This window comes from Nocardia sp. NPDC057272 (assembly GCF_042668615.1).
Taxonomy (GTDB): Bacteria; Actinomycetota; Actinomycetes; order Mycobacteriales; family Mycobacteriaceae; genus Nocardia.
In genome coordinates, this window is the sequence record NZ_JBHUYK010000001.1 from 26,099 (window position 1) to 46,584 (window position 20,486).

20 protein-coding genes are annotated in these 20,486 nt (G+C 68.9%); 7 read left to right on the top strand and 13 right to left on the bottom strand.

All coding sequences use genetic code 11. The features are described 5' to 3' along the window. Positions 1-19: 19 nt before the first annotated feature. On the bottom strand, positions 20-2,569 hold the full coding sequence (locus ACFULV_RS00110; protein WP_378651501.1) for a protein kinase: 2,550 nt from the start codon (positions 2,567-2,569) through the stop codon (positions 20-22). A gap of 154 nt (positions 2,570-2,723) precedes the next feature. On the opposite strand from ACFULV_RS00110, the gene ACFULV_RS00115 reads away from it, so the two are divergent. Then, a complete protein-coding gene (locus ACFULV_RS00115) occupies positions 2,724-3,620 on the top strand; it encodes a hypothetical protein (protein ID WP_378633358.1) in 897 nt (298 codons plus the stop codon). A gap of 10 nt (positions 3,621-3,630) precedes the next feature. On the opposite strand, the gene ACFULV_RS00120 is transcribed toward ACFULV_RS00115, so the two are convergent. Continuing rightward, positions 3,631-4,296, bottom strand: a complete 666-nt coding sequence (locus ACFULV_RS00120; RefSeq protein ID WP_378633355.1) for a response regulator — start codon at positions 4,294-4,296, stop codon at positions 3,631-3,633. 9 nt (positions 4,297-4,305) lie between these two features. Next, complete coding sequence (locus tag ACFULV_RS00125) at positions 4,306-5,469, bottom strand: sensor histidine kinase (RefSeq protein WP_378651505.1); 1,164 nt, start codon at positions 5,467-5,469, stop codon at positions 4,306-4,308. A gap of 167 nt (positions 5,470-5,636) precedes the next feature. Here ACFULV_RS00125 and ACFULV_RS00130 point away from each other — a divergent pair, with 167 nt between their 5' ends. Together ACFULV_RS00130 and ACFULV_RS00135 are read left to right on the top strand one after the other, a co-directional pair. Beyond that, a complete protein-coding gene (locus ACFULV_RS00130; RefSeq protein ID WP_378633350.1) occupies positions 5,637-6,398 on the top strand; it encodes a hypothetical protein in 762 nt (253 codons plus the stop codon). Between the two features lie 40 nt (positions 6,399-6,438). Further along, a complete protein-coding gene (locus tag ACFULV_RS00135; protein WP_378651508.1) occupies positions 6,439-6,870 on the top strand; it encodes an SRPBCC family protein in 432 nt (143 codons plus the stop codon). Positions 6,871-6,999: 129 nt separating this feature from the next. Here ACFULV_RS00135 and gatA read toward each other — a convergent pair whose 3' ends face one another. Then, a complete protein-coding gene (gene gatA, locus ACFULV_RS00140) occupies positions 7,000-8,487 on the bottom strand; it encodes an Asp-tRNA(Asn)/Glu-tRNA(Gln) amidotransferase subunit GatA (RefSeq protein ID WP_378633346.1) in 1,488 nt (495 codons plus the stop codon). Then, positions 8,484-8,780 carry an Asp-tRNA(Asn)/Glu-tRNA(Gln) amidotransferase subunit GatC gene (gatC, locus tag ACFULV_RS00145; protein ID WP_378651510.1) on the bottom strand — a complete coding sequence of 99 codons (297 nt, stop codon included), beginning with the start codon at positions 8,778-8,780 and terminating at the stop codon, positions 8,484-8,486. Before gatC ends, gatA begins: the two co-directional genes overlap by 4 nt. Positions 8,781-9,015: 235 nt before the next feature. On the opposite strand from gatC, the gene ACFULV_RS00150 reads away from it, so the two are divergent. Next, complete coding sequence (locus tag ACFULV_RS00150) at positions 9,016-9,666, top strand: amino acid-binding protein (protein WP_358105186.1); 651 nt, start codon at positions 9,016-9,018, stop codon at positions 9,664-9,666. A 5-nt stretch (positions 9,667-9,671) separates the two neighbouring features. On the opposite strand, the gene ACFULV_RS00155 is transcribed toward ACFULV_RS00150, so the two are convergent. From ACFULV_RS00155 to ACFULV_RS00165, 3 genes are all read right to left on the bottom strand, one after another. Beyond that, the gene (locus ACFULV_RS00155) at positions 9,672-10,187 is read right to left on the bottom strand and encodes a GNAT family N-acetyltransferase (RefSeq protein WP_378633343.1); all 516 of its coding nucleotides are present in this window, start codon (positions 10,185-10,187) and stop codon (positions 9,672-9,674) included. Between the two features lie 70 nt (positions 10,188-10,257). Further along, on the bottom strand, positions 10,258-10,602 hold the full coding sequence (locus tag ACFULV_RS00160; protein ID WP_378633340.1) for a hypothetical protein: 345 nt from the start codon (positions 10,600-10,602) through the stop codon (positions 10,258-10,260). A 20-nt stretch (positions 10,603-10,622) separates the two neighbouring features. Beyond that, positions 10,623-11,819 carry an ATP/GTP-binding protein gene (locus ACFULV_RS00165; protein WP_378651512.1) on the bottom strand — a complete coding sequence of 399 codons (1,197 nt, stop codon included), beginning with the start codon at positions 11,817-11,819 and terminating at the stop codon, positions 10,623-10,625. Between the two features lie 324 nt (positions 11,820-12,143). Here ACFULV_RS00165 and ACFULV_RS00170 point away from each other — a divergent pair, with 324 nt between their 5' ends. Next, positions 12,144-12,455, top strand: a complete 312-nt coding sequence (locus ACFULV_RS00170) for a hypothetical protein (RefSeq protein ID WP_378651515.1) — start codon at positions 12,144-12,146, stop codon at positions 12,453-12,455. Between the two features lie 21 nt (positions 12,456-12,476). Here ACFULV_RS00170 and ligA read toward each other — a convergent pair whose 3' ends face one another. The 5 genes from ligA to ACFULV_RS00195 all read right to left on the bottom strand — a co-directional run bounded on the left by ligA (position 12,477) and on the right by ACFULV_RS00195 (position 18,936). Further along, the gene (gene ligA / locus ACFULV_RS00175) at positions 12,477-14,600 is read right to left on the bottom strand and encodes an NAD-dependent DNA ligase LigA (protein WP_378651518.1); all 2,124 of its coding nucleotides are present in this window, start codon (positions 14,598-14,600) and stop codon (positions 12,477-12,479) included. Positions 14,601-14,689: 89 nt separating this feature from the next. Continuing rightward, on the bottom strand, positions 14,690-15,748 hold the full coding sequence (locus ACFULV_RS00180; RefSeq protein WP_378652389.1) for a methionine synthase: 1,059 nt from the start codon (positions 15,746-15,748) through the stop codon (positions 14,690-14,692). 201 nt (positions 15,749-15,949) lie between these two features. Continuing rightward, positions 15,950-17,068: a tRNA 2-thiouridine(34) synthase MnmA gene (gene mnmA, locus ACFULV_RS00185; protein ID WP_378633331.1), complete on the bottom strand. Its 1,119-nt coding sequence runs from the start codon at positions 17,066-17,068 to the stop codon at positions 15,950-15,952. Beyond that, positions 17,068-18,288: a cysteine desulfurase family protein gene (locus ACFULV_RS00190; protein WP_378651521.1), complete on the bottom strand. Its 1,221-nt coding sequence runs from the start codon at positions 18,286-18,288 to the stop codon at positions 17,068-17,070. The genes mnmA and ACFULV_RS00190 overlap by 1 nt, the downstream gene beginning before the upstream one ends. A 213-nt stretch (positions 18,289-18,501) precedes the next feature. Next, on the bottom strand, positions 18,502-18,936 hold the full coding sequence (locus tag ACFULV_RS00195; RefSeq protein ID WP_378651524.1) for an ester cyclase: 435 nt from the start codon (positions 18,934-18,936) through the stop codon (positions 18,502-18,504). 393 nt (positions 18,937-19,329) lie between these two features. Between ACFULV_RS00195 and ACFULV_RS00200 the strand changes: the two genes are divergently transcribed. Together ACFULV_RS00200 and ACFULV_RS00205 are read left to right on the top strand one after the other, a co-directional pair. Next, positions 19,330-19,908, top strand: a complete 579-nt coding sequence (locus ACFULV_RS00200; protein WP_378651526.1) for a dihydrofolate reductase family protein — start codon at positions 19,330-19,332, stop codon at positions 19,906-19,908. 46 nt (positions 19,909-19,954) lie between these two features. Further along, positions 19,955-20,440, top strand: a complete 486-nt coding sequence (locus ACFULV_RS00205; protein ID WP_378633322.1) for an Lrp/AsnC family transcriptional regulator — start codon at positions 19,955-19,957, stop codon at positions 20,438-20,440. Positions 20,441-20,486 lie beyond the last annotated feature (46 nt).

Genomic DNA, 20,486 nt, shown 5'->3' on the forward strand with positions numbered 1-20,486 from the left:
GAATCGGCCCTGTCATCGCTCAGAGCGGAACTTCGTCCCACCACGCGATGACCTCGTCCTGCGCGGAAGGGCGGGTGGCCCCGCCGGTGCCGCTGCTGCCCCGGCGACTCACCACCACAAGGTAATTCGCGCGGGCGGAGTCGCCGGGGAAGCTCAACACCTGGTGCGCGGTCTGGATGCGGATGCTCGCCGGATCCGGAACCACCCACCGCTGCAGCGAGAACGGCACTTCGTCCTTGTTCCCCACGTAGCGGACGGTCGCGGGCAGCGCCTCCAGCACCGACCGCGCCTGGCTCGCGTTCGCGTATTCGAGCACCAGGTAGCTCACCGCACCCGCCTGATTGTCGAGCCGCTCGCACTGCCACCCGGTCGTGATCGGAGTCCACTGCAACGCAGGCTCTTTCCACGCCAGCTCGCTGACATTGCGCACCCCCACGCACCGCGCCCCCCGATACCCCACACCGTCGCTCATCTGCCCTTGCGGAACCAAGGTCGGGAAAACCCGCCGACTCTCCGCGAACGAATCCGCCATCTCGGTCACCGAATTCGACGGCCCGCTCGCGCCGTCTTCCACGTCGAGACCGTCGTCGTCCCCCGGCAACACCACCACGACCAACGCGACAACCAACGCGACCAGCACCAGAACCAGTGCCACCAACACAACCCACCCGAACCGCTGCATCCCCGACACCCGTCGAGGCACCGGCCAATACCCCCGATGCGGCACCATCCAGGGCCCCCGCGGCCCGGGCCGCGGGGGCCCGTGCTGCTGCCCCGCACCACCCGGCATAACCGGGCCACCCGACTGCCCCGCCGCCGCCGACTGGCCCGCGTCTACCTGAGGCCCCGCGCCACCCGGCTGCCCCGCACCACCAGGCTGGCCTGGGCTGCCCGGCTGACCCGCAATGCTCGGCTGTCCGGCAATGCTCGGCTGTCCGGCAATGCTCGGCTGACCCGCGTTACTCGGCTGACCCGCGTTACTCGGCTGACCCGCATTGCTCTGTGCTGCGCTGCCAGGCTGTCCCGGCTGGCTGGACTGCCCTGCGGCCCCCTCCGGCGCCACAGGCCCGGCTGGGGCCGTGTTCGAGGCCCCAGCGATCGACGTCACCTCGGTCAGGGCCGCCGCGTTCGCCGCGTTCAGCTCGCCCGCGTCGCGCATCGATACGACATCGGTTGCCGCAGTGGCCGATACCTCGCCGGACGCCGCACCGCCGGTCGCTGCGTCGCCATCCGATCGAGCCACCGTGGATGACGGCTTGTCGAGAGACACTGGGCTGGCGGATATTCCGGCATCGCCCACGGGCACGGCCCCAGCTTCGGCGCCCCCCGGCGCGGGGGCCTGCAGGCCCGCGGATGGCGGCACGGCAGCCGAGGCCGCGACCGCGGGCGCAGCGGCAGCCATGGGCGCCGCACCAGGCGCAGCGGGCGCGGATCGGCGCGCATTCGGCTCTCCGGCAGCGGGACTCGCGGCCGGACGCTGGACCACCGGAGGTACTTCGCCGGGCGGCACCGCACCGCTCGGCGCGGCCGGGCGCGGGGCAACCGGCGGGACAGCCCCGAAAGGCCGCGAGGGCGGTTGCCAATCAGGTTGTGGCGCAGGCTGTCCGGGGGGACCCGGGTACCCTGGCTGTGCCATACCGGGCGGTACGTAAGGCGCGGCAGGTCCTTGCTGCGGGGCGGGCGGGTAGTAACCCGGCATCGGGTTCGCGGGCGGGCGTGGCAGGACCGGTGGGGTCTTGGAGGTCAGCGCCTGGCGGGCCGCCTTGGCGAACGCTGCGCAGGAATCGAACCGTGCCGCAGGATGTTTCGCCATCGCGGCGGCGAGGACGGCATCCATGATCGGCGGCAGACCCGCGCGACGCAGCGCCAGGGGCGGGGGCGCGGCGTAGAGGGTGCCGCGGATGATCTCGTTCGGATCGGCGGAGTCGAAGGGCGCCAGTCCGGTGAACAACCAGTACAGCGAACACGCCAGCGAGTACTGGTCGGAGCGATGGTCGAGTTCGGCACCGGTCATCTGCTCCGGCGACGCGTAAGCCAGTGTCGCGGTGAACATTCCCTGCTGGGTGAGGTGGGTGGAGTCGGCGCGAAGACGGGCGATACCGAAGTCGGTGAGGAAGACCCGCTCGCCCTGGCCGCCGGTGGAGCGGGCCAGCAAAATGTTGGCGGGCTTCACATCTCGGTGTAGCACTCCCCTGCCGTGCGCGTAGTCCAGCGCGTCGGCGACCCCTTCGATGATCTGCACGGCCCGCTCGGGCGGCAGCGCCATCGGGTCGACCGTCGCGGCGTCGATCCCGTCGACGTACTGCATGCTGATCCAGAGTTGTTCGCCCTCGGTCCCCCGGTCGAAGACGGTGACGATGCCGGGATGGTCGAGCCCTGCGGCGAGATCGGCCTCCCGTTCGAACCGCGCGCGAACGCGCTCGTCGGCGAACAGATCCCGGTTGAGCAGCTTGAGCGCGGTGAGCCGGTCCAGGCGCGGATGCCGGGCCAGATACACCGTGCCCATGCCGCCCTGGCCCAGCATCGCCTCGATGGTGAACCCCGCGAACACCTCACCGATGTCGTGCACTACGACCCCCTTCCGACCGTGTGACCACGTTCATTCGAATTCTCGCCGAAAATCGGTGAAACTTGCTAACAGTCGTCCGGGTGTGACCGGACGCGTTCGACGAGAAGTTTGCACCGCCGGAGCACGCGCAATGGGTGGTGGGGAGGATTCGGTGGTGAAGTCGACCGGAACGGCGGCTGCCTGTCGCAGGCTGCTGCTCTGTGGGGTGCTGGCATCTGCCGCACTGTCCACCTCGTGCGCCACGCCGGGCACCCCGACGGCGGTGAGCGCGCCCACGGTCACCGTCAACAGCGAAGACGCCTGGCATCCCGGCCTGTCCATCGGGCTGCCCGATTCGCTGGCCGCGGAGTTCACCCTCTTGCAGTCGAAGCTGCCGGGCCAGGTCGGCATGGCCTTGATGCCGGTCGGCGGCGGCCGGATGACGATCTACGGCGACTGGACCACCGGCATCGCCTGGTCCACGATCAAGATCCCGCTCGCGGTCGCCGCGTTGCGCCACGACTCCGACCAGTCGATCTTCGAGATGGTGGAGGCCGCGATCACGGTGTCGGACAACGACGCCGCCGAAGGCCTGTGGGAATCCCTCGGTGACGCACCGGAAGCCGCCGACGCCGTGCAGCAGATCCTCGACGAGGCGGGCGACGCGGCCACCGGCAAGTCGGGCACCCGCACCGAACTCGACGGCACCTCCTTCGGCGGCACCGAATGGTCGCTGGCCAACCAGGTGCGGTTCGCGTCGCGGCTGCCGTGCCTGCCGCAGGCGGAGGTCGTCACCTCGCTGATGGGTGAGATCACCGAGGATCAGGGGTGGGGTCTCGGCTTGCTGGACGATACCGAGTTCAAGGGTGGCTGGGGTCCCGACGACGTCACCGGGGTCTACACCGTGCGCCAGTTCGGACTGGTGCCCGTGGGCAGCGGGCAGCTCGCGGTAGCCCTTGCGGCACAAGCCGATTCGGGTTCGTTCGACGACACCACCGCGCTGCTCGACCGGATGGCGCTGCTGCTGGCCCGGCACCTGCCGAACTTGCGCGGCGGCGTCTGCCCGCGCTGAGCGCACCGGCTCAGCCGGGAACGACCAGGCCGGATTCATACGCCAGGACCACCGCCTGGGCGCGGTCGCGCAGCCCGAGCTTCGAGAAGACCTTGGAGACATGGGTTTTCACGGTCTGCTCGGCCACGAACAGCGCCGCGGCGATCTCGGTGTTCGACAACCCCTTGGCCACCAGTTCGAGGACCTCGCGTTCACGCGGGGTGAGGGTGCCGAGCGCGGGCGCGGGGGCGGTACGCACGGTATTGCGCCTGCGGGTGACGTCGGCGATGAGCCTGCGGGTGATCGTCGGCGCGAGCAGCGCCTCACCGTCGGCCACCACCCGCACCGCGCGCACCAATTCCTCGGCGGGCGCGTCCTTGAGCAGGAACCCGCTCGCCCCGATGCTCAGCGCCTCGTAGACGTAGTCGTCGATGTCGAAGGTGGTGAGCATGAGCACCCGCACCGGCGGATCGAGATTCGCGGTGAGGATCGCGCGGGCGGCATCGAGGCCGTTCATCTCCGGCATCCGCACATCCATCAGCACCACGTCGGGACGCAGCCGCTTGGCTTCGGCCACCGCCACTTTGCCGTCAGGTGCGTCGCCGACGACGCTGATATCGGTCTGCGCACCCAGCAGGGCGCCGAAACCCTGGCGCACCATCGCCTGGTCGTCGGCGATCAAAACGGTAATAGCCACCCGACCACCCTAGTGGGTGGGCAGTGTCACCGAGACCTCGAATCCGCCGCTGAGCGTGGGTGCCGCGTGGAGCTCACCGCCGACCGCGACAACGCGGGTGCGCATGCCGTCGATGCCGTGCCCACCGCCCGCACCGGGCTGGGGCACCGTGGCGGTCGCCGCGTTGTGCACGGTCACGCTCACCTCGCCGGGGCCCACCGCCACGGCGACGTGCACCGCGGCACCCGGTGCGTGCCGCGCGCAGTTGGCCATCGACTCCTGCACCACCCGATAGACGACGAGCCCGGTCGTCTCCGGCACCGATTCCAGATCCCCGGTCACCGTCCAGTCGACGGGCAGACCCGCGCGCAGGGCCGACGCGCAGAGGGCGGGCACGTCCGAGGCGCGCGGCTGCGGCGCGTGTTCGGGCAGCTGGCCATCACTGCGCAACACCCCGAGCAGGCCGCGGATCTCGTTGAGCGCGGTACGGGCGGTGGCGCCGATCGACTCGAACTCGGCGCGTGAGGCGGGGTCGAGGTCGGTGATCCGGTACGGCGCGGTCTGCGCCTGCACCACCACCATGGACATGTGATGGGCGACCACATCGTGCAGGTCACGGGCGATGCGCGCCTTCTCCTCGAGGATCGCCCGGCGCGCGCGCTCTAGCTCGGTCACCTCTTCCTGCCGCTCGAGCTTGCGCCGCGAGGCCAGCAAGATCCGCACGAGATAGCCGAACAGCGCCAGCGCGCCGAACCCCATCGCCCAGCCCCACAGCGGACCGGTGTCCGAGCCGGGCATCGTCGTGGCGAACAGCATCGAGGTGGCCGCCCAGGCGACGACCACGATCGGCACCGCCGCCCGCAGCGCCACCGCGAACAACAGCACGAACAGCACGATGATGTGCACCACCTGGAAGGGCAGATCGTTGTCGGCGCCCGGCTGCATGCCGATCGAGAACAGCAGCGCGGCCCCGGCGGAGATCGCCCACCCCATCGCCGGGTTGACCCGTACGAACAGGATGGGGAAGGCCGCCAGCGCCGACAGCAGCGGCGCGGTGACCGGCGAGACCTCGTGGGTGACGAACAACGTCGGCCACGCGATGCTGTACAAAATCAGCGCGACCAGCACCGTTGCGAAGTCGAACCAGGTGCGCGCGGGTATTCCTCGCGCGGCGGGGCGCAGTGGTGCGGTCATGACAGTGAGCCTACGAACCGTCCGGTCAGCGGACCTCATACCCACGAACCGAATACGACCCCCTACCCTGGTGTGACCCCGGCGCCGGGCCTGCCACCCGCGCGCCCCGATAAACAAGTCCGTAGCGGGATGCCCGCCGCGTGACCCGCTCCTTACCGTCGGAGGCCATGAACACCCCGCTTCGCCCGGTACCCGCCGCCGCTCGGGCCCGTACCGCAGATTCCGCCGCCTCCGCGCCGTCCCCCGATTCCGCGCAGCACCGCCGTCGTAGCGGTGTCGCGCTGTGCACGGCCGGGCTGGCCATGGCCGCCGCCGTGGTCATGTCGGCACCGGGCGCCATGGGCGGTACGACCCCGACCGGCAGCGAGAACGTCGCGGCCGCCGCCGCGGTGCGCGCGCTCATCGACGACAGCCCGGACGCCACCTCGCTCATCCCCCGCGATTTCGGCTACAAGTTCGGTTACGACCCCGTCCAGCTGGACGGCTTGCTGGTGAACCCGAACGGCGGCTGCTCCTCACCGGTGACGCTGCCCGCCGAGTTCGAGTCGGCGTGTAAGGCGCACGACCTGGGCTACGACGTGCTGCGCTATGCCGAGCGGGTCGACGAACCCCTCGGCGGGTGGGCGCGCCGCTCGGTGGACGCGGCGCTGAACCGGCGTATCCACGCCTCGTGTCAGCAGCGCGACGACGAGTTCTCCCGTGCTCGCTGCGGCGTGATGGCCGATATCGCGTTCACCGCCGTGGACGTGAACTCGCGACGTCAGGAGTACGGCGCACCGGTGGTCGAGAACGTCTTCGCCCAGACCGACCCGGCCGACCGGCCCAACCTCTGGCCGCTCGCCCGCACCGTTCTCGGCTTGTTCGCGGTGACGGCGGCTTCGGCCGTGATCATCGACGCGCTGCGCAAGTTCCGCCGGCGCTTCGTCTGATGCGGTTGCCGAAAACTAGAACATGTCCTAGTTTTCACACATGTCTCTAGTCATCGACGAAACGATCGAGATCGACGCCCCCGCCGCGAAGGTGTGGGAGGTGCTCACAGATTTCGAGCGCTACGGCGAGTGGAACACCTTCTGCTACGAGGCGTCGAGCACGCTGGAACCGGGCTCGACCATCGACATGCGGGTCCAGCTGGGCAGCAACCGCCGTCCACAGCGGGAATGGATCCGCAGCCACACCCCGGGCGTCGAGTTCAGCTACACCATGAAGCCGGTGCCGCTGGGCGCGCTGCACAGCCTGCGCTCGCACACCGTCGTCCCCCTCGGCCCCGACCGCTGCCGCTACGAGTCCCGGTTCACCCTCGCGGGCTGGCTCAGCCCCGTGGTGAAGTTGGCGCTCGGCAAGGATCTGCGAGCCGGCTTCACCGCGATGACAGCGGGCGTCGGCCAGCGCGCGGCGGCCTGAGCGCACTCGTTCGGGTACCGTCCGGCCAACACCGAGGCGGCCGCCTGCACGGCAACCCCCGGCCGCGACTCACCAAAAACGGGGCGCGCCCGGCTCTTTCGAACCAGCGCGCCCCGCTCGGGGAATTTCTCAGACCGCGCTCGGGGTCGGCAGCGCGCCACGAGCCACCTCGTAGGCCGCGCCCACCCGGTACAGGCGGTCGTCGGCCAGCGCGGGGGCCATGATCTGCAGACCCACCGGCAGGTTGTCGTCGGCCGACAGACCCGACGGCACCGACATGCCGGGGTGACCCGCCAAGTTGGTCGGCAGGGTGCACAGGTCCGACAGGTACATGGCCAGCGGGTCGTCGACCTTCTCGCCCAGCTTCCACGGCGTGAACGGGCTGGTCGGCGAGACGAGCACGTCGACCTGCTCGTAGGCGGCGTCGAAGTCGCGCGCGATCATCGTGCGGACCTTGAGCGCCTGGCCGTAGTAGGCGTCGTAGTAGCCCGCCGACAGCGCGTAGGTGCCGATCATGATGCGGCGCTTGACCTCCGGGCCGAAACCGGCCTCACGGGTCAGCGACATCACCTGGTCGGCGCTGTGGCTGCCGTCGTCACCGACGCGCAAGCCGTAGCGCATGGCGTCGAAGCGCGCCAGGTTCGACGACACCTCCGACGGCATCACCAGGTAGTACGACGACAGCGCGTACTCGAAGCTCGGGCACGACACCTCGACCACCTCGGCGCCCAGTTCCTTCAGCACCGCGACGGCGGCGTCGAAGGAGGCGATGACGCCGGATTGGTAACTGTCGGAATGCAATTCGCGCACCACGCCGACGCGCACGCCCGTCAGGTCACCGTTGGCGCCCTGCTTGGCGGCGGCCACCACCGGCGCCACCGGCACATTGCGCGAGGTGGAGTCGCGCGGGTCGTGCCCGGCGATCACCTCGTGCAGCAGCGCGGTGTCGAGCACGGTGCGACCACACGGACCACCCTGATCCAGCGACGACGCGCACGCGATCAGGCCGTAGCGCGAGACGGTGCCGTAGGTGGGCTTCACCCCGACCGTCGCGGTGACCGCGGCGGGCTGACGAATCGAGCCACCGGTGTCGGTACCGATCGCCAGCGGTGCCTGGAACGAGGCCAGCGCCGCCGCCGAACCGCCACCGGAACCACCGGGGATGCGGGTGGTGTCCCACGGGTTGCGGGTGGGACCGTAGGCGGAGTTCTCGGTGGACGAGCCCATCGCGAACTCGTCCATGTTGGTCTTGCCGAGAATCGGGATGCCCGCGGCCCGCAGCCGGGCGGTGACCGTCGCGTCGTACGGCGACATCCAGCCCTCGAGGATCTTCGAGGCACAGGTGGTCGGCATGTCGGTGGTGGTGAAAACGTCCTTGAGCGCCAACGGAACTCCCGCCAGCGACGAGGCGGGTGTTTCGCCCGCGGCGAGCGCGGCGTCGACCACGGCGGCCGCGGCGAGGGCTTCGTCGCCCGCCACGTGCAGGAAGGCGTTGAGCTCACCGTCTACCTTGCCGATGCGATCCAGGTGCGCCTGGGTGACCTCGGTGGAGGACACCTCGCCGCCGTGGATCTTGCTCGCCAGCTCCGCAGCCGACAGCTGGGTCAACTCAGTCATTCGCCCTCTCCCAGGATCTGCGGGACCAGGAAACGCTGTTCTTCCACGGCGGGCGCCTGGTCCAGCGCCTGCTCGGGGGTGAGGCTGGGCGTAACCACATCGGGCCTGGTCACATTGGTCGTCGGATTCGGCGACGCGGTGGCGGGGACATCGGCGGCGACCTCGGTGATGGTCTGCACGTGGCTGAGGATCGAATCCAGCTGACCGGCGAACTGGTCGAGTTCGGCGTCGGTCAACGCCAGCCGGGACAGCCGGGCGAGGTGAGCGACCTCGTCGCGGGAGATTGCGGGCACCGCGGGACCCCTTTCGGCTTCGGTGGGCAGTATTCGGTACAGCCTAATTGGCGGGGCCCAGAGGTTTTTACGCGCCCGTCCCCGCACGTCGGACGCACCCGCCGCACACGAAAGTTCGCGCATGTCGCGCCGATGGGGTCATACTTCGGGTCGAGAACCCGCGTTCAGGGGTGTAAGTATTGCTTCACCGGGTATTCGTCTCGAACAACCCCGGCCGTTATGGAAAGGAACGCACGTGTCATACCTGCTCCGCGTGCAACTTCCGGATCGACCGGGAAGCCTCGGCTCCCTCGCACTCGCCCTCGGCGGGGTCGGCGCGGACATTCTCTCGCTCGATGTCGTGGAACGCGGCGCCGGCTTCGCGATCGACGATCTCGTCGTCGAAGTCCCCACGGGCGCACTTCCCGACACCCTCATCACCGCCGCGGAATCGGTGCGCGATGTGAGCGTCGACTCCATCCGCCCGTACTCCGGCGTGCTCGACACCCACCGCGAGCTCGAGCTGATCGACCAGGTCGCCAGCGCTCGCGACGACCGGCTCCAGGTGCTCGTCGACGGCTGCCCGCGGGTGCTGCGCGTCGGCTGGTCCACGATCATCGGCCTCGGCCCGGCAGGCGCCTACCGCATCGTCGGCAGCCCGAGTGCCCCTGAGACACAAGCGGGTTCGGCCCCGTGGATGCCCATCGAGAAGCCGATGTGGCTCGACGGTGAGGCCGAATGGGTGCCGGAGATCTGGCGCGACATGGACACCAAGCTCGCCGCCGCACCGCTGGGCAACACCGGCCGGGCACTGCTCCTCGGTCGCCCCGGTGGGCCCGACTTCCGCCCGTCGGAAGTGGCGCGGCTCGGCTACCTCGCCGGCATCGTCGCCACCGTGCTGAACTGATCGGGTCAGCGCAGCGCGAGCCGCATCACGAACAGTTGCAGTCCGTCGTGGGTGGCCCAATCACGTTCGGGGACACCGACAAAGCCGAGCCGCTCGTACAGCCGGTGCGCGTCGACCATCGAGAACATCGTGGTGAGCGCGACCGCGTCGAAACCGCCTGATCGCGCCTCGTCGACGACGGCGCGAACCAGTGCGGTGCCGACGCCGAGTCCGCGGGCCCGCTTCGACACCGCGAGCATCCGGAACTCGAGTTCGCCGGGCTGAGCGATCTCCGCGTAGGGCGTGCCGGGCTTCGCGACCGTGAGCGAGCCGACGACCTCCCCGTCGTGCACGGCCACGAGGACCTCGGCCTCGGCCGCCCGATGCGGCACGTCGGCGAGTTCGCGCACGTAGTCGTCCCCGTCGGCGACATAGCCGTCGCCCACGTACACCTCGACGGTCAGCGCGGCGACCGCGTCGTATTCGTCGGGGTGGGCGGGCCGGATCAGAAGTCCGGTGGTCTGGTCGTCGGTACCGTGCATCCCCGAATGGTCCCATCCGGACGCTTGTGAGCTCCGACTCACCCATGCCCGGCGAGGCCGGTGAGGTCGCTCAGGAGCCGAGGTAGGGGCGCAAGCCGGGGTGCTCGGTGTGCCAGTCGTCGGGATTGTGCGGTGGGTAGGCCACGGCGAGGTGGTCGCCGGGTGCGGGCCAGTGTGCGGCGTCCCAGGCGAAGCGGCGGTAGACGACCTTGCCGGTGATCGACGGGCCGGTGACGGTGCCGGTGATCGTCACGTAGTGCTCACCGGTCATCGCGGGCAGCGGGCTGACACCGGTCACGTAGAGCGACCCGTGTTCGAGGTTCGCCCTGCCCCGGCCGGTCCGCCCGGAGACGACGGCCGCGATCGTCACCACCAGCATCGTCACCAGCGCTACCGCCATCACCACTTCGAGCATGCGCCCATGCTATGCCCCGCTCACAGCGGCGTGAGTTCGCTGACCCCCAGGGCACGGCGCACCTGCCACACCGCCGTGCGGGTGCGCTGGGAGCGGCCGTTGCCGCGGTCGATCAGCGCTCGATCGGCGGTGGTGTAGATCAGTTGTGCGCCACGGGAATTGGTCTCCGGGTTCTGGAACAACTGGACGAGGCGGTCGGTCTCCTCCACCGGCAGGCCGACTCCGAGATCGTCGACCGCGAGCACCTGGCCGGTGTCGAGGGCTTCCAGCATGGCGGGCAGTACGCGCAGCAGCGAACGGGTGGCGGTGGATTCGTCGGCCAGTTCGAACGGGACGTCGATGCCCTCGTGCACCAGGCTCAGCCCCGCGCCGCGGCGCTCGACCATGCGCCGGTACAGCGCGTCACGTGCCGCACGCAGGGTGCTCAGCTCGCGTTCCACGAGAATCTGCTCGGGGTGGTCGATTTGGCCTGCCAGCGCGCCGATCTCGGCGTCCAGATCACGCAGGTAGTCCGCGTACATCGGATCGTGTTCGGCGACGAGCAGATCCTCGATCCCGAGATCGGCGGTGCGCAGCAGCATCAGCAGCCGCGCCGCGTTGTCGGGCGAGCGGGAGATATGGCTGCCGAGGTCGTGCGCGAGCGCGTCGGTGTCGACATCGCCTTGCTGCACAGTCAGATTCGCCGCGAACCACCGGTACGCGGGCACGAGCGCCTCGGCGTACATCTGCCCCGCCAAGCTCAGCAGCAGCGCGTTCGGCCGCAGCAACGGCACCAGCGCCGCCACCCCGTACCGGGCCGCTTCGAACATCGGCCCGATCTTCACCTCGTCACCCCGGCGTTCGAACACGATCCGCTTGCGCGACCGAGGATGGGTGTAGAGCCACTCCGCGACCACGTCGGCGTTGTCGAGCCGGAACCCGTAGGTATAGGGCACGCCCTCGGCGACGAATCCGGCGACGAATTCCGTCGGCCGCTCGGCGAACCCGAGATGCGGTCGCCGCACCGGGCCCGCGTAGGGATCCCATCCGCTCACGGAATTCAGGACCGCGTCCCGCATCTGCCCGATCGCGTCGATCACGCTCGTCTTCCCGGCCGCCGCCACCCCGTGCACCGCGGTCACCGGCACCGCCAACGGCCCGCCGGCCCCCTTGGTCAGCCGCAACTGCTGAGCCTCCGCCAGCGATCCATGATTGGTCACCTGAAAACTGCGCAGCAAGGGTCCGCCTCTCCGAGATTCTTGGCAAGACTAAGGGACGTAGGGTGTCCGCCGACACAACAGGCTGGTCCACGGCTCCAGCGTTCTCGGCCGAATCGCAAGCCGACCGTGCGCGATGACCAGCCCCCGTTCGCCTCGCAGCACTGCCGAATCCCGCCTGATCTCGTCAGGACATGGGTAACTCACCGGGCACGGGCAAATGCGACTACCACTTCATAGCTTGCCGCGCGACAAAGCCTCCCCGTCCCGTAGTCTGGCTGAAATTCACGGAGAGGCGGAACAGTGGCGGTTCGGGTGATTGTTCGCGGAGTTGTCGTTGCCGCAGTGACCGCGGGAGCGCTCGTGCCCGCGGCGCTGGTGAGTGCGCCCAGCGCACTGGCCGATCCGTGCCCGGCGGGAACCGCGCGGGTGTTCCTGGGGAACTCGACCAACTCGTGTCAGGGTGCGGGGTCGGTGTCCTACACCGACGCTCCGGTGTCGAAGGTGTGCTCGATGACGAGCACCGATGTGACGGTGGAGATCCAGACCAACATCAAGAAGCGGCCGCTGCGCACCCAGGAGCTCAGCAACGGGCAGTGCGCGTCGTTCGACATGAAGACCCAGATCGGCAACACGGTCACCGTCACCCCGAACTGACGCCGGGGTGTTCGGGCTCGGCTAGTCCGCCACGACCGGATCCTCGTCCGGTGCGACCCTGACCGCGTCGGGGCCACCCTCCAGGAGCCGCCGGAAGCCGTCTTCGTCGAGGATCTGGACGCCGAGTTCTTCCGCCTTGGCCGCCTTCGAACCGGGCGCCTCGCCGATCACCACGAACGCGGTCTTCTTCGACACCGAGCCCGCCGCCTTGCCGCCGCGAACGAGGATCGCCTCCTTCGCGCCGTCGCGGCTGAAGGTCTGCAGGGATCCGGTGACGACGATCGACAGACCGTCGAGGTTGCGTTCGATGGATTCGTCGCGCTCGTCTTCCATCCGCACCCCGGCCGCACGCCACTTGTCGACGATCGCACGATGCCAGTCGACGGTGAACCATTCCACGACCGCCGCGGCGATGGTGGGGCCGACACCGTCGGTGGCTGACAGTTCTTCTCCTGTCGCGGATTCGATGCGCGCGAGGTCCGCGAACTCGGCGGCCAGCGCGCGGGCCGCGGTCGGACCGACATGGCGGATGGACAGCGCGACGAGCACCCGCCACAGCGGAGTGTCCTTGGCCGCTTCGAGGTTCTCGAGCAGGCGGGCACCGTTGGCCGAGAGGGCACCGTCCTGTTTGGTGAACAGCGGCACGCCGAGCAGATCCTGCGCGTCGAGGGCGAACAGGTCGCCTTCGTCGGTGATCGCGCCCGAGGTGAGCAGGGCGTTGGCGGCTTCGTAGCCGAGGGCCTCGATGTCGAAGGCGCCGCGACCGGCCAGGTGGAAAACGCGTTCGCGCAGCTGGGCCGGGCAATGCTGCTGGTTGGGGCAGCGGATGTCGGCGTCGCCCTCCTTGGCGGGGGCGAGTTCGGTGGCGCACTCGGGGCAGTGCGTCGGCATGACGAATTCGCGTTCGGTACCGGTGCGCGCGTCGACGACGGGCCCGAGGACCTCGGGAATCACATCACCGGCCTTGCGGATCGTGACGGTATCGCCGATGAGCACGCCCTTGCGCTTCACTTCCGAGGCATTGTGCAGGGTCGCCATCGACACGGTCGAGCCGGCGATCGAGACCGGCGACATCACCGCGAACGGGGTGACCCGACCGGTGCGGCCGACGTTGACCTCGACGTTGAGCAGCGTGGTGGTGGCCTCTTCGGGCGGGTATTTGTAGGCGATGGCCCAGCGTGGGGCACGTGAGGTGGAGCCGAGGCGGCGTTGCAGGGCCGTCTCGTCGACCTTGATCACCTGACCGTCGATCTCGTGCTCGATGTCGTGGCGATGTTCGCCCCAGTAGGCGACCCGCTCGATGACCGCGTCGATGCCCTCGACCAGGCGGGTGTGGGCCGAGACCGGCAGGCCCCAGGCAGCCAGTGCCTGGTAGGCCTCGTGCTGGGAGGCCGGGCGGTAACCCTCGATACGGCCGAACCCGTGGCAGATCATCCGCAGCCGACGCTGGGCGGTGATCGCGGGATTCTTCTGGCGCAGCGAACCGGCGGCGGTATTGCGCGGATTCGCGTAGGGCGGTTTGCCCTCGGCGACGATCTGCGCGTTCAACGTCTCGAAGTCCTCGAGCCGGAAATACACCTCGCCGCGAACTTCCAGGAGCTCCGGGATCGGGAATTCCTCAGTGGGGGTGAGCTCTGCGGGGATGTCTTCGATGGTGCGCGCGTTGAGGGTGACGTCCTCCCCGGTGCGCCCGTCACCGCGAGTCGCGCCGCGCACCAGCTTGCCGTTCTCGTACACGAGGTTCAACGCGACGCCATCGATCTTGACTTCGCACAGATAGTGCAGCCCGGACCCGGTTTCGGCTTCGACCCTGCTCGCCCAGGTGCGCAGCTCGTCGTAGTCGAACACGTTGTCCAGCGACAGCATCCGCTCGAGATGGTCGACCGCGGTGAACTCGGTCGCGAATCCACCGCCGACCAGCTGCGTGGGCGAATCGGGAGTCCGCAGATCCGGATGCGCGTCCTCGAGAGCCTGCAACTCGCGAAGCAACGCGTCGAACTCACCGTCGGTGATGATCGGCGCGTCCCGCAGGTAGTAGCGGAACTGATGCCCACGCACCTCGTCGGCCAACTGCTGCCACTGCACCCGCTGCTCGGGCGTAGCGGCTTCGGCACTCACAGAAACCGCGCTGTCGCTGTCACTCACCCACCCGAGGTTAGTCGAGCACACCGACACATCCACGCACGTCGCAGCCGTGCGGGAACGAGATTTCGTGGAGATCGGCGGGAACTACGTCACCGATGACCGCGGCCCGACCGCGACTGTTCCGGCCGCTCGATGGTGAGCGACTCCGGGTCCTCGGCGAAAGCGCGGGCGACGTCGGCGGCCACCGCGAGGGCCTTGCGAGACCACGCGAGCGGAGCGCCCGCCAGACCGCAGGTGGGGGTGACCAGGACCTGGGTGAGGGCCGCACGAGGGAAACCGAGGTCGTCCACGAGCCGGACCGCGGGCTCGGCGGCGGTGCGCCAGGTGAGCGGGCTCGTGGGCGGTTCGGTGGGGATGAGTCCGAGGGCCAGCTTCTTGCCGGAGTCCACGGCTTCGCCGATGTCGTCGAAGTCGGCGGTGGTGATGGTCGACGCGTCGAAGGACAGGGCGGCGGCCGCGGTGCGGCGCAGGGTGGGCAGGGCCGGGCGGGCTGCGCAGGTGTGCAGGACGACCGGGCCCGGTTGGGCGTTGATCACGACGTCGAGGAAGTGGATCGCCTCCGGCCCGGGCAGCGCACGGACGGTGTTGAGCACGCTCGGGCCGGTCAGCGATCCGTCGAGAACCGTTGTCAACTGCGGTTCGTCCAGTTGCACAACCACTTTCGCCCCGAGTCGTTTACCGATCTCGGCGGCGTGCAGGGCAAGGCCCTCGGCCAGCGAGTCCGTGAGGTCGCGCAGCGCACCGCGATCGGTGAGAATGCGATGGCCGCCGGGCAGTTCGACCTCGGCGGCGAGGGTGAGCGGCCCGACCGACTGGATTTTGATCGCCCGGCCGGAACCGACGAGACCCGCTGTCTCCCAGGCTTCCTCGATCGCGTCGAGATCTACGCGCACGAAGTCGCGGGCCTTGCGCGAGACCGAACCCGGGCGGTCGGCGAGCCGGTAACCGCGGGTGGTCGCGTCGAACCGCAGATCGACCAGGAGCGCGGAGGCGCGCCCGATCATGTCGGCGCCGATCCCGCGATCGGGAAGTTCGACGAGGTGGGGCAGTTCCGGCAGTTCACCGATAATGGTGGTCGCCGCCTCGAGTGGATCGGTGCCCGGCCAGGAACCGAGGCCGGTGGCGAACGCCCCGGCGAGCAAGTCCACCCGCTCCGCCGCGGATCGGTCGTCGGACTGCTCACTACCACGCCACAACGTCACGCGCTCAACACCTTTCGTGTCGTCTGGGTCAGTGGTCCGCACCGGATCGGCGTCGACCACCACGAACCGTGCGCCGCACCACGGCGCGGGCCGTCACCCGTCATCCTGCCGTGCGCGCCGACTGCCGGCGCACCCACCACGACACGATCAGGCTGACGCCGCCGACGAACCGGACTCGACGTCCGCGGCACGGTCGGTGCCGTTGATGGTGCCACTGCCGATCACGGTGTCGCCGCCGTCGTCGTCGGGCAGGTACAGCACGATGGCCTGACCCTTGGCGACGCCGGTGAGCGGCTCACGCAACCTGGCGACGAAGCCGTCGCCCTCGGGCTCGACCACGGCGGGCGCGGTCCCGCCGTGCGCGCGCACCTGCACGACGCACTCGATCGACGAGGTCGGGCGCACGCCGGACGTCCAGATCGCGCGGTCGGCGGTGACGATGTCGACCTGCAGATCCTCGACCGAACCGACCTTCACGGTCCCCGAATCGGGATCGATCCCGGTCACATACCGCGGCTTCCCGTCGGCGGCGGTATGGCTCAGGCCGAGGCCCTTGCGCTGACCGACGGTGAACCCGTGCACACCCTCGTGACTACCGAGCACCGTGCCGTCGGAATCGACCAGCGCACCGGGCCGGATGCCGATCTTGGCACCGAGGAAGGCGCGGGTATCCCCGGACGGGATGAAGCAGATGTCGTGGCTGTCGGGCTTGTTCGCCACCGCCAGCCCACGCTCGGCGGCTTCCTCGCGGATCCGCGGCTTGGGGGTGTCACCGACCGGGAACATCGCCCGCGCGAGCTGCTCGGCGGTGAGCACCGCCAACACGTAGGACTGGTCCTTGTCCGCGTCGACAGCACGACGCAGCACACCCTCGTCGAGCCGCGCGTAATGCCCGGTCACCACCGCGTCGAAGCCCAGCGCCTGCGCGCGATCGGCCAGCGCGGAGAACTTGATCTTCTCGTTGCAGCGCAGGCACGGGTTCGGGGTCTCCCCCGCGGCGTAGGCGGCGACGAAGTCGTCGATCACGTCTTCCTTGAAGCGATCGGCGAAATCCCAGACGTAGAACGGAATTCCGAGCACGTCGGCGGCGCGACGCGCGTCACCGGCGTCTTCCTTCGAGCAGCAGCCACGCGACCCGGTGCGCAGCGTGCCCGGGTTCGCCGACAGCGCCAGATGCACCCCGACCACCTCGTGCCCGGCGTCCACGGCCCGCGCCGCGGCCACCGCGGAATCGACACCACCACTCATCGCGGCGAGAACTCTCATCAGGCACCTCCTCTAGCGCCGGCCAGGCCTGCGGCCCTGGCCCGATCGATGACCTGCGGCAGCACGGTCAACAGTGTTTCGACATCGGCTCCGGTCGACGTGTGACCGAGCGTGAAGCGCAGCGAACTGCGCGCCTGCCACGGTTGCACACCCATCGCGATCAGCACATGACTGGGCGAGGCGACGCCCGCGTTGCAGGCCGAACCGGTGGAGCATTCGACACCGGCGGCGTCGAGCAGCATGAGCAGCGAGTCGCCCTCGCAGCCGGGGAACGTGAAATGAGCGTTGCCGGGCAGTCGTTGCGCCGGCCCGTTGAGCACGGCATCCGGCACCGCGGCCCGCACACCGTCGATCAGCTCGTCGCGCAACGCCCGCAACCGCTGAGCGCGCGCGGGCAGGTCGGTGACGGCATCACGCAACGCGGCGGCCATCCCGATCGCCGCGGCCACATCGGAGGTACCGGAGCGCAGGTCGCGTTCGTGCCCGCCGCCGTGCACCAGCGGCACACACGGCACACTTCGGCCCAGCAGCAGTACGCCGATCCCGTGCGGACCGCCGACCTTGTGCCCGGCCACGCTCAGCGCGGCCAGCCCGCTCGCGGCGAAGTCGACCGGAATCTGGGTCACCGCCTGGATGGCGTCGCTGTGCATCGGGATGTCGAATTCCTGTGCTACAGCAGCCAATTCGGTAATCGGCTCAATGGTCCCGACCTCGTTGTTGGCCCACATCACACTGACCAGCGCCACCTCGTCGGCGTGCGCGGCGAGCACCTCGCGCAGCACCTGCGGCGAGACGACGCCCTCCGCGTCGACCGGCAGCCAGCTGACCTGCGCGCCCTCGTGCTTCTCCAGCCACTCCACGGCATCGAGCACCGCGTGATGCTCGACCGAGCTGGTGACGATCCTGGTGCGCCGCGGATCAGCCGCCCTGCGCCCCCAGAAGATCCCCTTGACGGCGAGATTGTCGCTCTCGGTGCCCCCGGAAGTGAAGATCACTTCGGACGGCCGAGCACCCAGATCGGCGGCGATCGACTCGCGCGCCTCTTCCAGCGACCGCCGCGCCGCCCGCCCCGATCCGTGCAGCGAGGACGCGTTGCCGACCGCCCCGAGGGCAGCCGTCATCGCCTCGACGGCGGCGGGCAACATCGGAGTGGTCGCCGCGTGATCGAGGTAGACCGTCTTGGGCGCACCGTTGACCGGACCCGAATAAGCCGACTTCATGACCGACAAAGCCTATACCACCGCTGACCTGGTCATCTTCGGGGTCCACCCCTGCTTCCTACGATTTTTCGACGATTTACCCAGGATCCTCAACGCGGGCATCACCGATCGGTATTCCCGGATCGACGGTACAGACGCCGGGAATCCGCTCGATCAGACGACCTCAGCTCCCTCCGTGCGTCATTGCGTGGGTGCGGTCTGCCACATCACGGGTCAGGTTGTCGCGGAGTGCGCCGACGGGACTACGCCGAGTTGCTGCATCATCCCGAGCGTGTCCCAGGAGGCCCAACTCTCGATGATCTTGCCGTCCTCGAAACGATTGATCGTAATTCCCTGAACAACTGCCGATTTGCCGGTGGCGGGCATACCCATCATCTCGCCGTCATTGGTTCCGGTTCCCGTCCATCGGGTGGTGACGAAGTCGCCTTCGGCGATCTGTTCGTTGATCAGGAACCGTTGATCCGAGAAAGCGGCGAGATACATCTGCACGAGCCGCCTGAGGCCTTCGGGGCCATGAACCTCGGCGAACGGGTTCTGCGGATCGTGGTTGATGCAGCCGTCGGCCATGACCTCGTCGAAGACATCGAGGTCTCGCGAGTTCCACGCGTCGAAAATGCGCTTGGCTGAAGCCTTGTTCTGCTCTGACATGGCGTTTCCTAACTGGTAGTGACGCCGAACCGGCGAAGGGGCTCGTCACTACAGGCAGCCTTCGCCGCGCCCGGCGTTCAGCATGGTGTGACGTTCGAGCCCCGATGCCGACGGAATCCAGCCGTCACAACCCGATACGAGGACGCTGCCATCACGGAGGATGCCCGCCCCAGAAGTTGCCCGGCAAGCATTCGACTCCCCACCGGGCGCAAACGTGAAGCCGGTGTACGGAATAATTGTGCGCCTTTTTCGCAGGCGAGGTAAGGGGCGACAGCGAGAAAGCGCGGCCGGATACACCGAAGGCGACGACCACCTGCCCTCCCCGGTCGGCGCGATGAGTTTTCCGGGCCTACGTCGTCTGCATCGATACATCCAGACGACAAGGAGAATCCGATGGCGACCACGTACACATTCGATGTCTTTTCCAGCCTCGACGGCTATGGCAGCGTCAGCGGGGGCGACTGGGGTGGGTACTGGGGCAAGCAAGGGCCCGAGCTGCTCGGCCACCGGCTGGCTCTGTTCGAGGTGGATCAGCGGATGGTGTTCGGGCCCAAGACCTATCGGGCATTCGCGGAGATGCTGGCTTCGGGCGACGTGGCGGAGGTGCGTGACCCCTGGGTCACCCGGATGCGCGATCTCCCGGCGACGGTGGTGTCGAGCACGCTGGAGGGGCCGCTCGACTGGCCGGACGCGACGATCGCCCGCGGTGACGCCGTCGACGTGGTCGCCGAGCTCAAGGAGAAGTCCGCCGTGCCGTTGCGCTCCCACGGCAGCCTGTCGATGAACCGGGCGCTGATGGCCGCGGGACTCGTCGACCGCGTCCAGGTGACGGTGTTCCCGGTGATCACCGGACAGACCGGTGACGACCCGATCTTCCGGGGTGCGGCCGACTTCGACCTCGAACTGCTCGAGAGCCGGACGCTCGACGGCGACATCCAGGAACTCGTCTACCGGCCGACCCTGCACGGCTGAGATCAGGTGTGCAGTTCCCGGGTTCGGTGCGTGTCAGAATGCGCCCATGACCATCAAGTTCGACGCGCTCGATGCCGCCTTGCTGGCCGAACTGGCCCGTGACCCGCGAGCGCCGATTCTCGAGCTGGCGCAGCGACTCGGGGTCGCCCGCAATACCGTGCAGGCGCGGATGAAACGGCTCGAGGCATCGGGTGCCGTGCGGGGCTATCCGCCCGATATCGATGTGCAGGCCATCGGGTTCGCGGTGCACGCCTTCCTCGGCATCGAACTCGATCAGAACAAGATGGATCCGATCATCGAGACACTGCGCGGGTTCCCGCACGTCCTCGAGGTGCACGCCACCACCGGCCGCGCCGATCTGCTGGTGCGCATCGCCGCGCAATCGCAGCAGGATCTCCTGGAGATCATCCAGCGGGTGCACGCCATCGACGGCGTGAACCACACCGAGACCATGCTCGCCCTGGCCACCCCGATCGGGTATCGGAGCCTGCCGCTGGTCGAGCACCTGACGAACCGGACGAATCAGCCGTGATGTGACCCAGGTCTCTCGTCCTCGAGCAGATTGACACATCCAGCCC

Coding starts and splice junctions, on each gene's coding strand:
- ACFULV_RS00190 (WP_378651521.1), bottom strand. CDS start 18,288: ATGAAGTCGGCTTATTCGGGTCCGGTCAACGGTGCGCCCAAGACGGTC.
- ACFULV_RS00130 (WP_378633350.1), top strand. CDS start 5,637: ATGAACACCCCGCTTCGCCCGGTACCCGCCGCCGCTCGGGCCCGTACC.
- ACFULV_RS00155 (WP_378633343.1), bottom strand. CDS start 10,187: ATGCACGGTACCGACGACCAGACCACCGGACTTCTGATCCGGCCCGCC.
- ACFULV_RS00125 (WP_378651505.1), bottom strand. CDS start 5,469: ATGACCGCACCACTGCGCCCCGCCGCGCGAGGAATACCCGCGCGCACC.
- ACFULV_RS00135 (WP_378651508.1), top strand. CDS start 6,439: ATGTCTCTAGTCATCGACGAAACGATCGAGATCGACGCCCCCGCCGCG.
- ACFULV_RS00200 (WP_378651526.1), top strand. CDS start 19,330: ATGGCGACCACGTACACATTCGATGTCTTTTCCAGCCTCGACGGCTAT.
- ACFULV_RS00160 (WP_378633340.1), bottom strand. CDS start 10,602: ATGCTCGAAGTGGTGATGGCGGTAGCGCTGGTGACGATGCTGGTGGTG.
- ACFULV_RS00195 (WP_378651524.1), bottom strand. CDS start 18,936: ATGTCAGAGCAGAACAAGGCTTCAGCCAAGCGCATTTTCGACGCGTGG.
- ACFULV_RS00205 (WP_378633322.1), top strand. CDS start 19,955: ATGACCATCAAGTTCGACGCGCTCGATGCCGCCTTGCTGGCCGAACTG.
- mnmA (WP_378633331.1), bottom strand. CDS start 17,068: ATGAGAGTTCTCGCCGCGATGAGTGGTGGTGTCGATTCCGCGGTGGCC.
- gatA (WP_378633346.1), bottom strand. CDS start 8,487: ATGACTGAGTTGACCCAGCTGTCGGCTGCGGAGCTGGCGAGCAAGATC.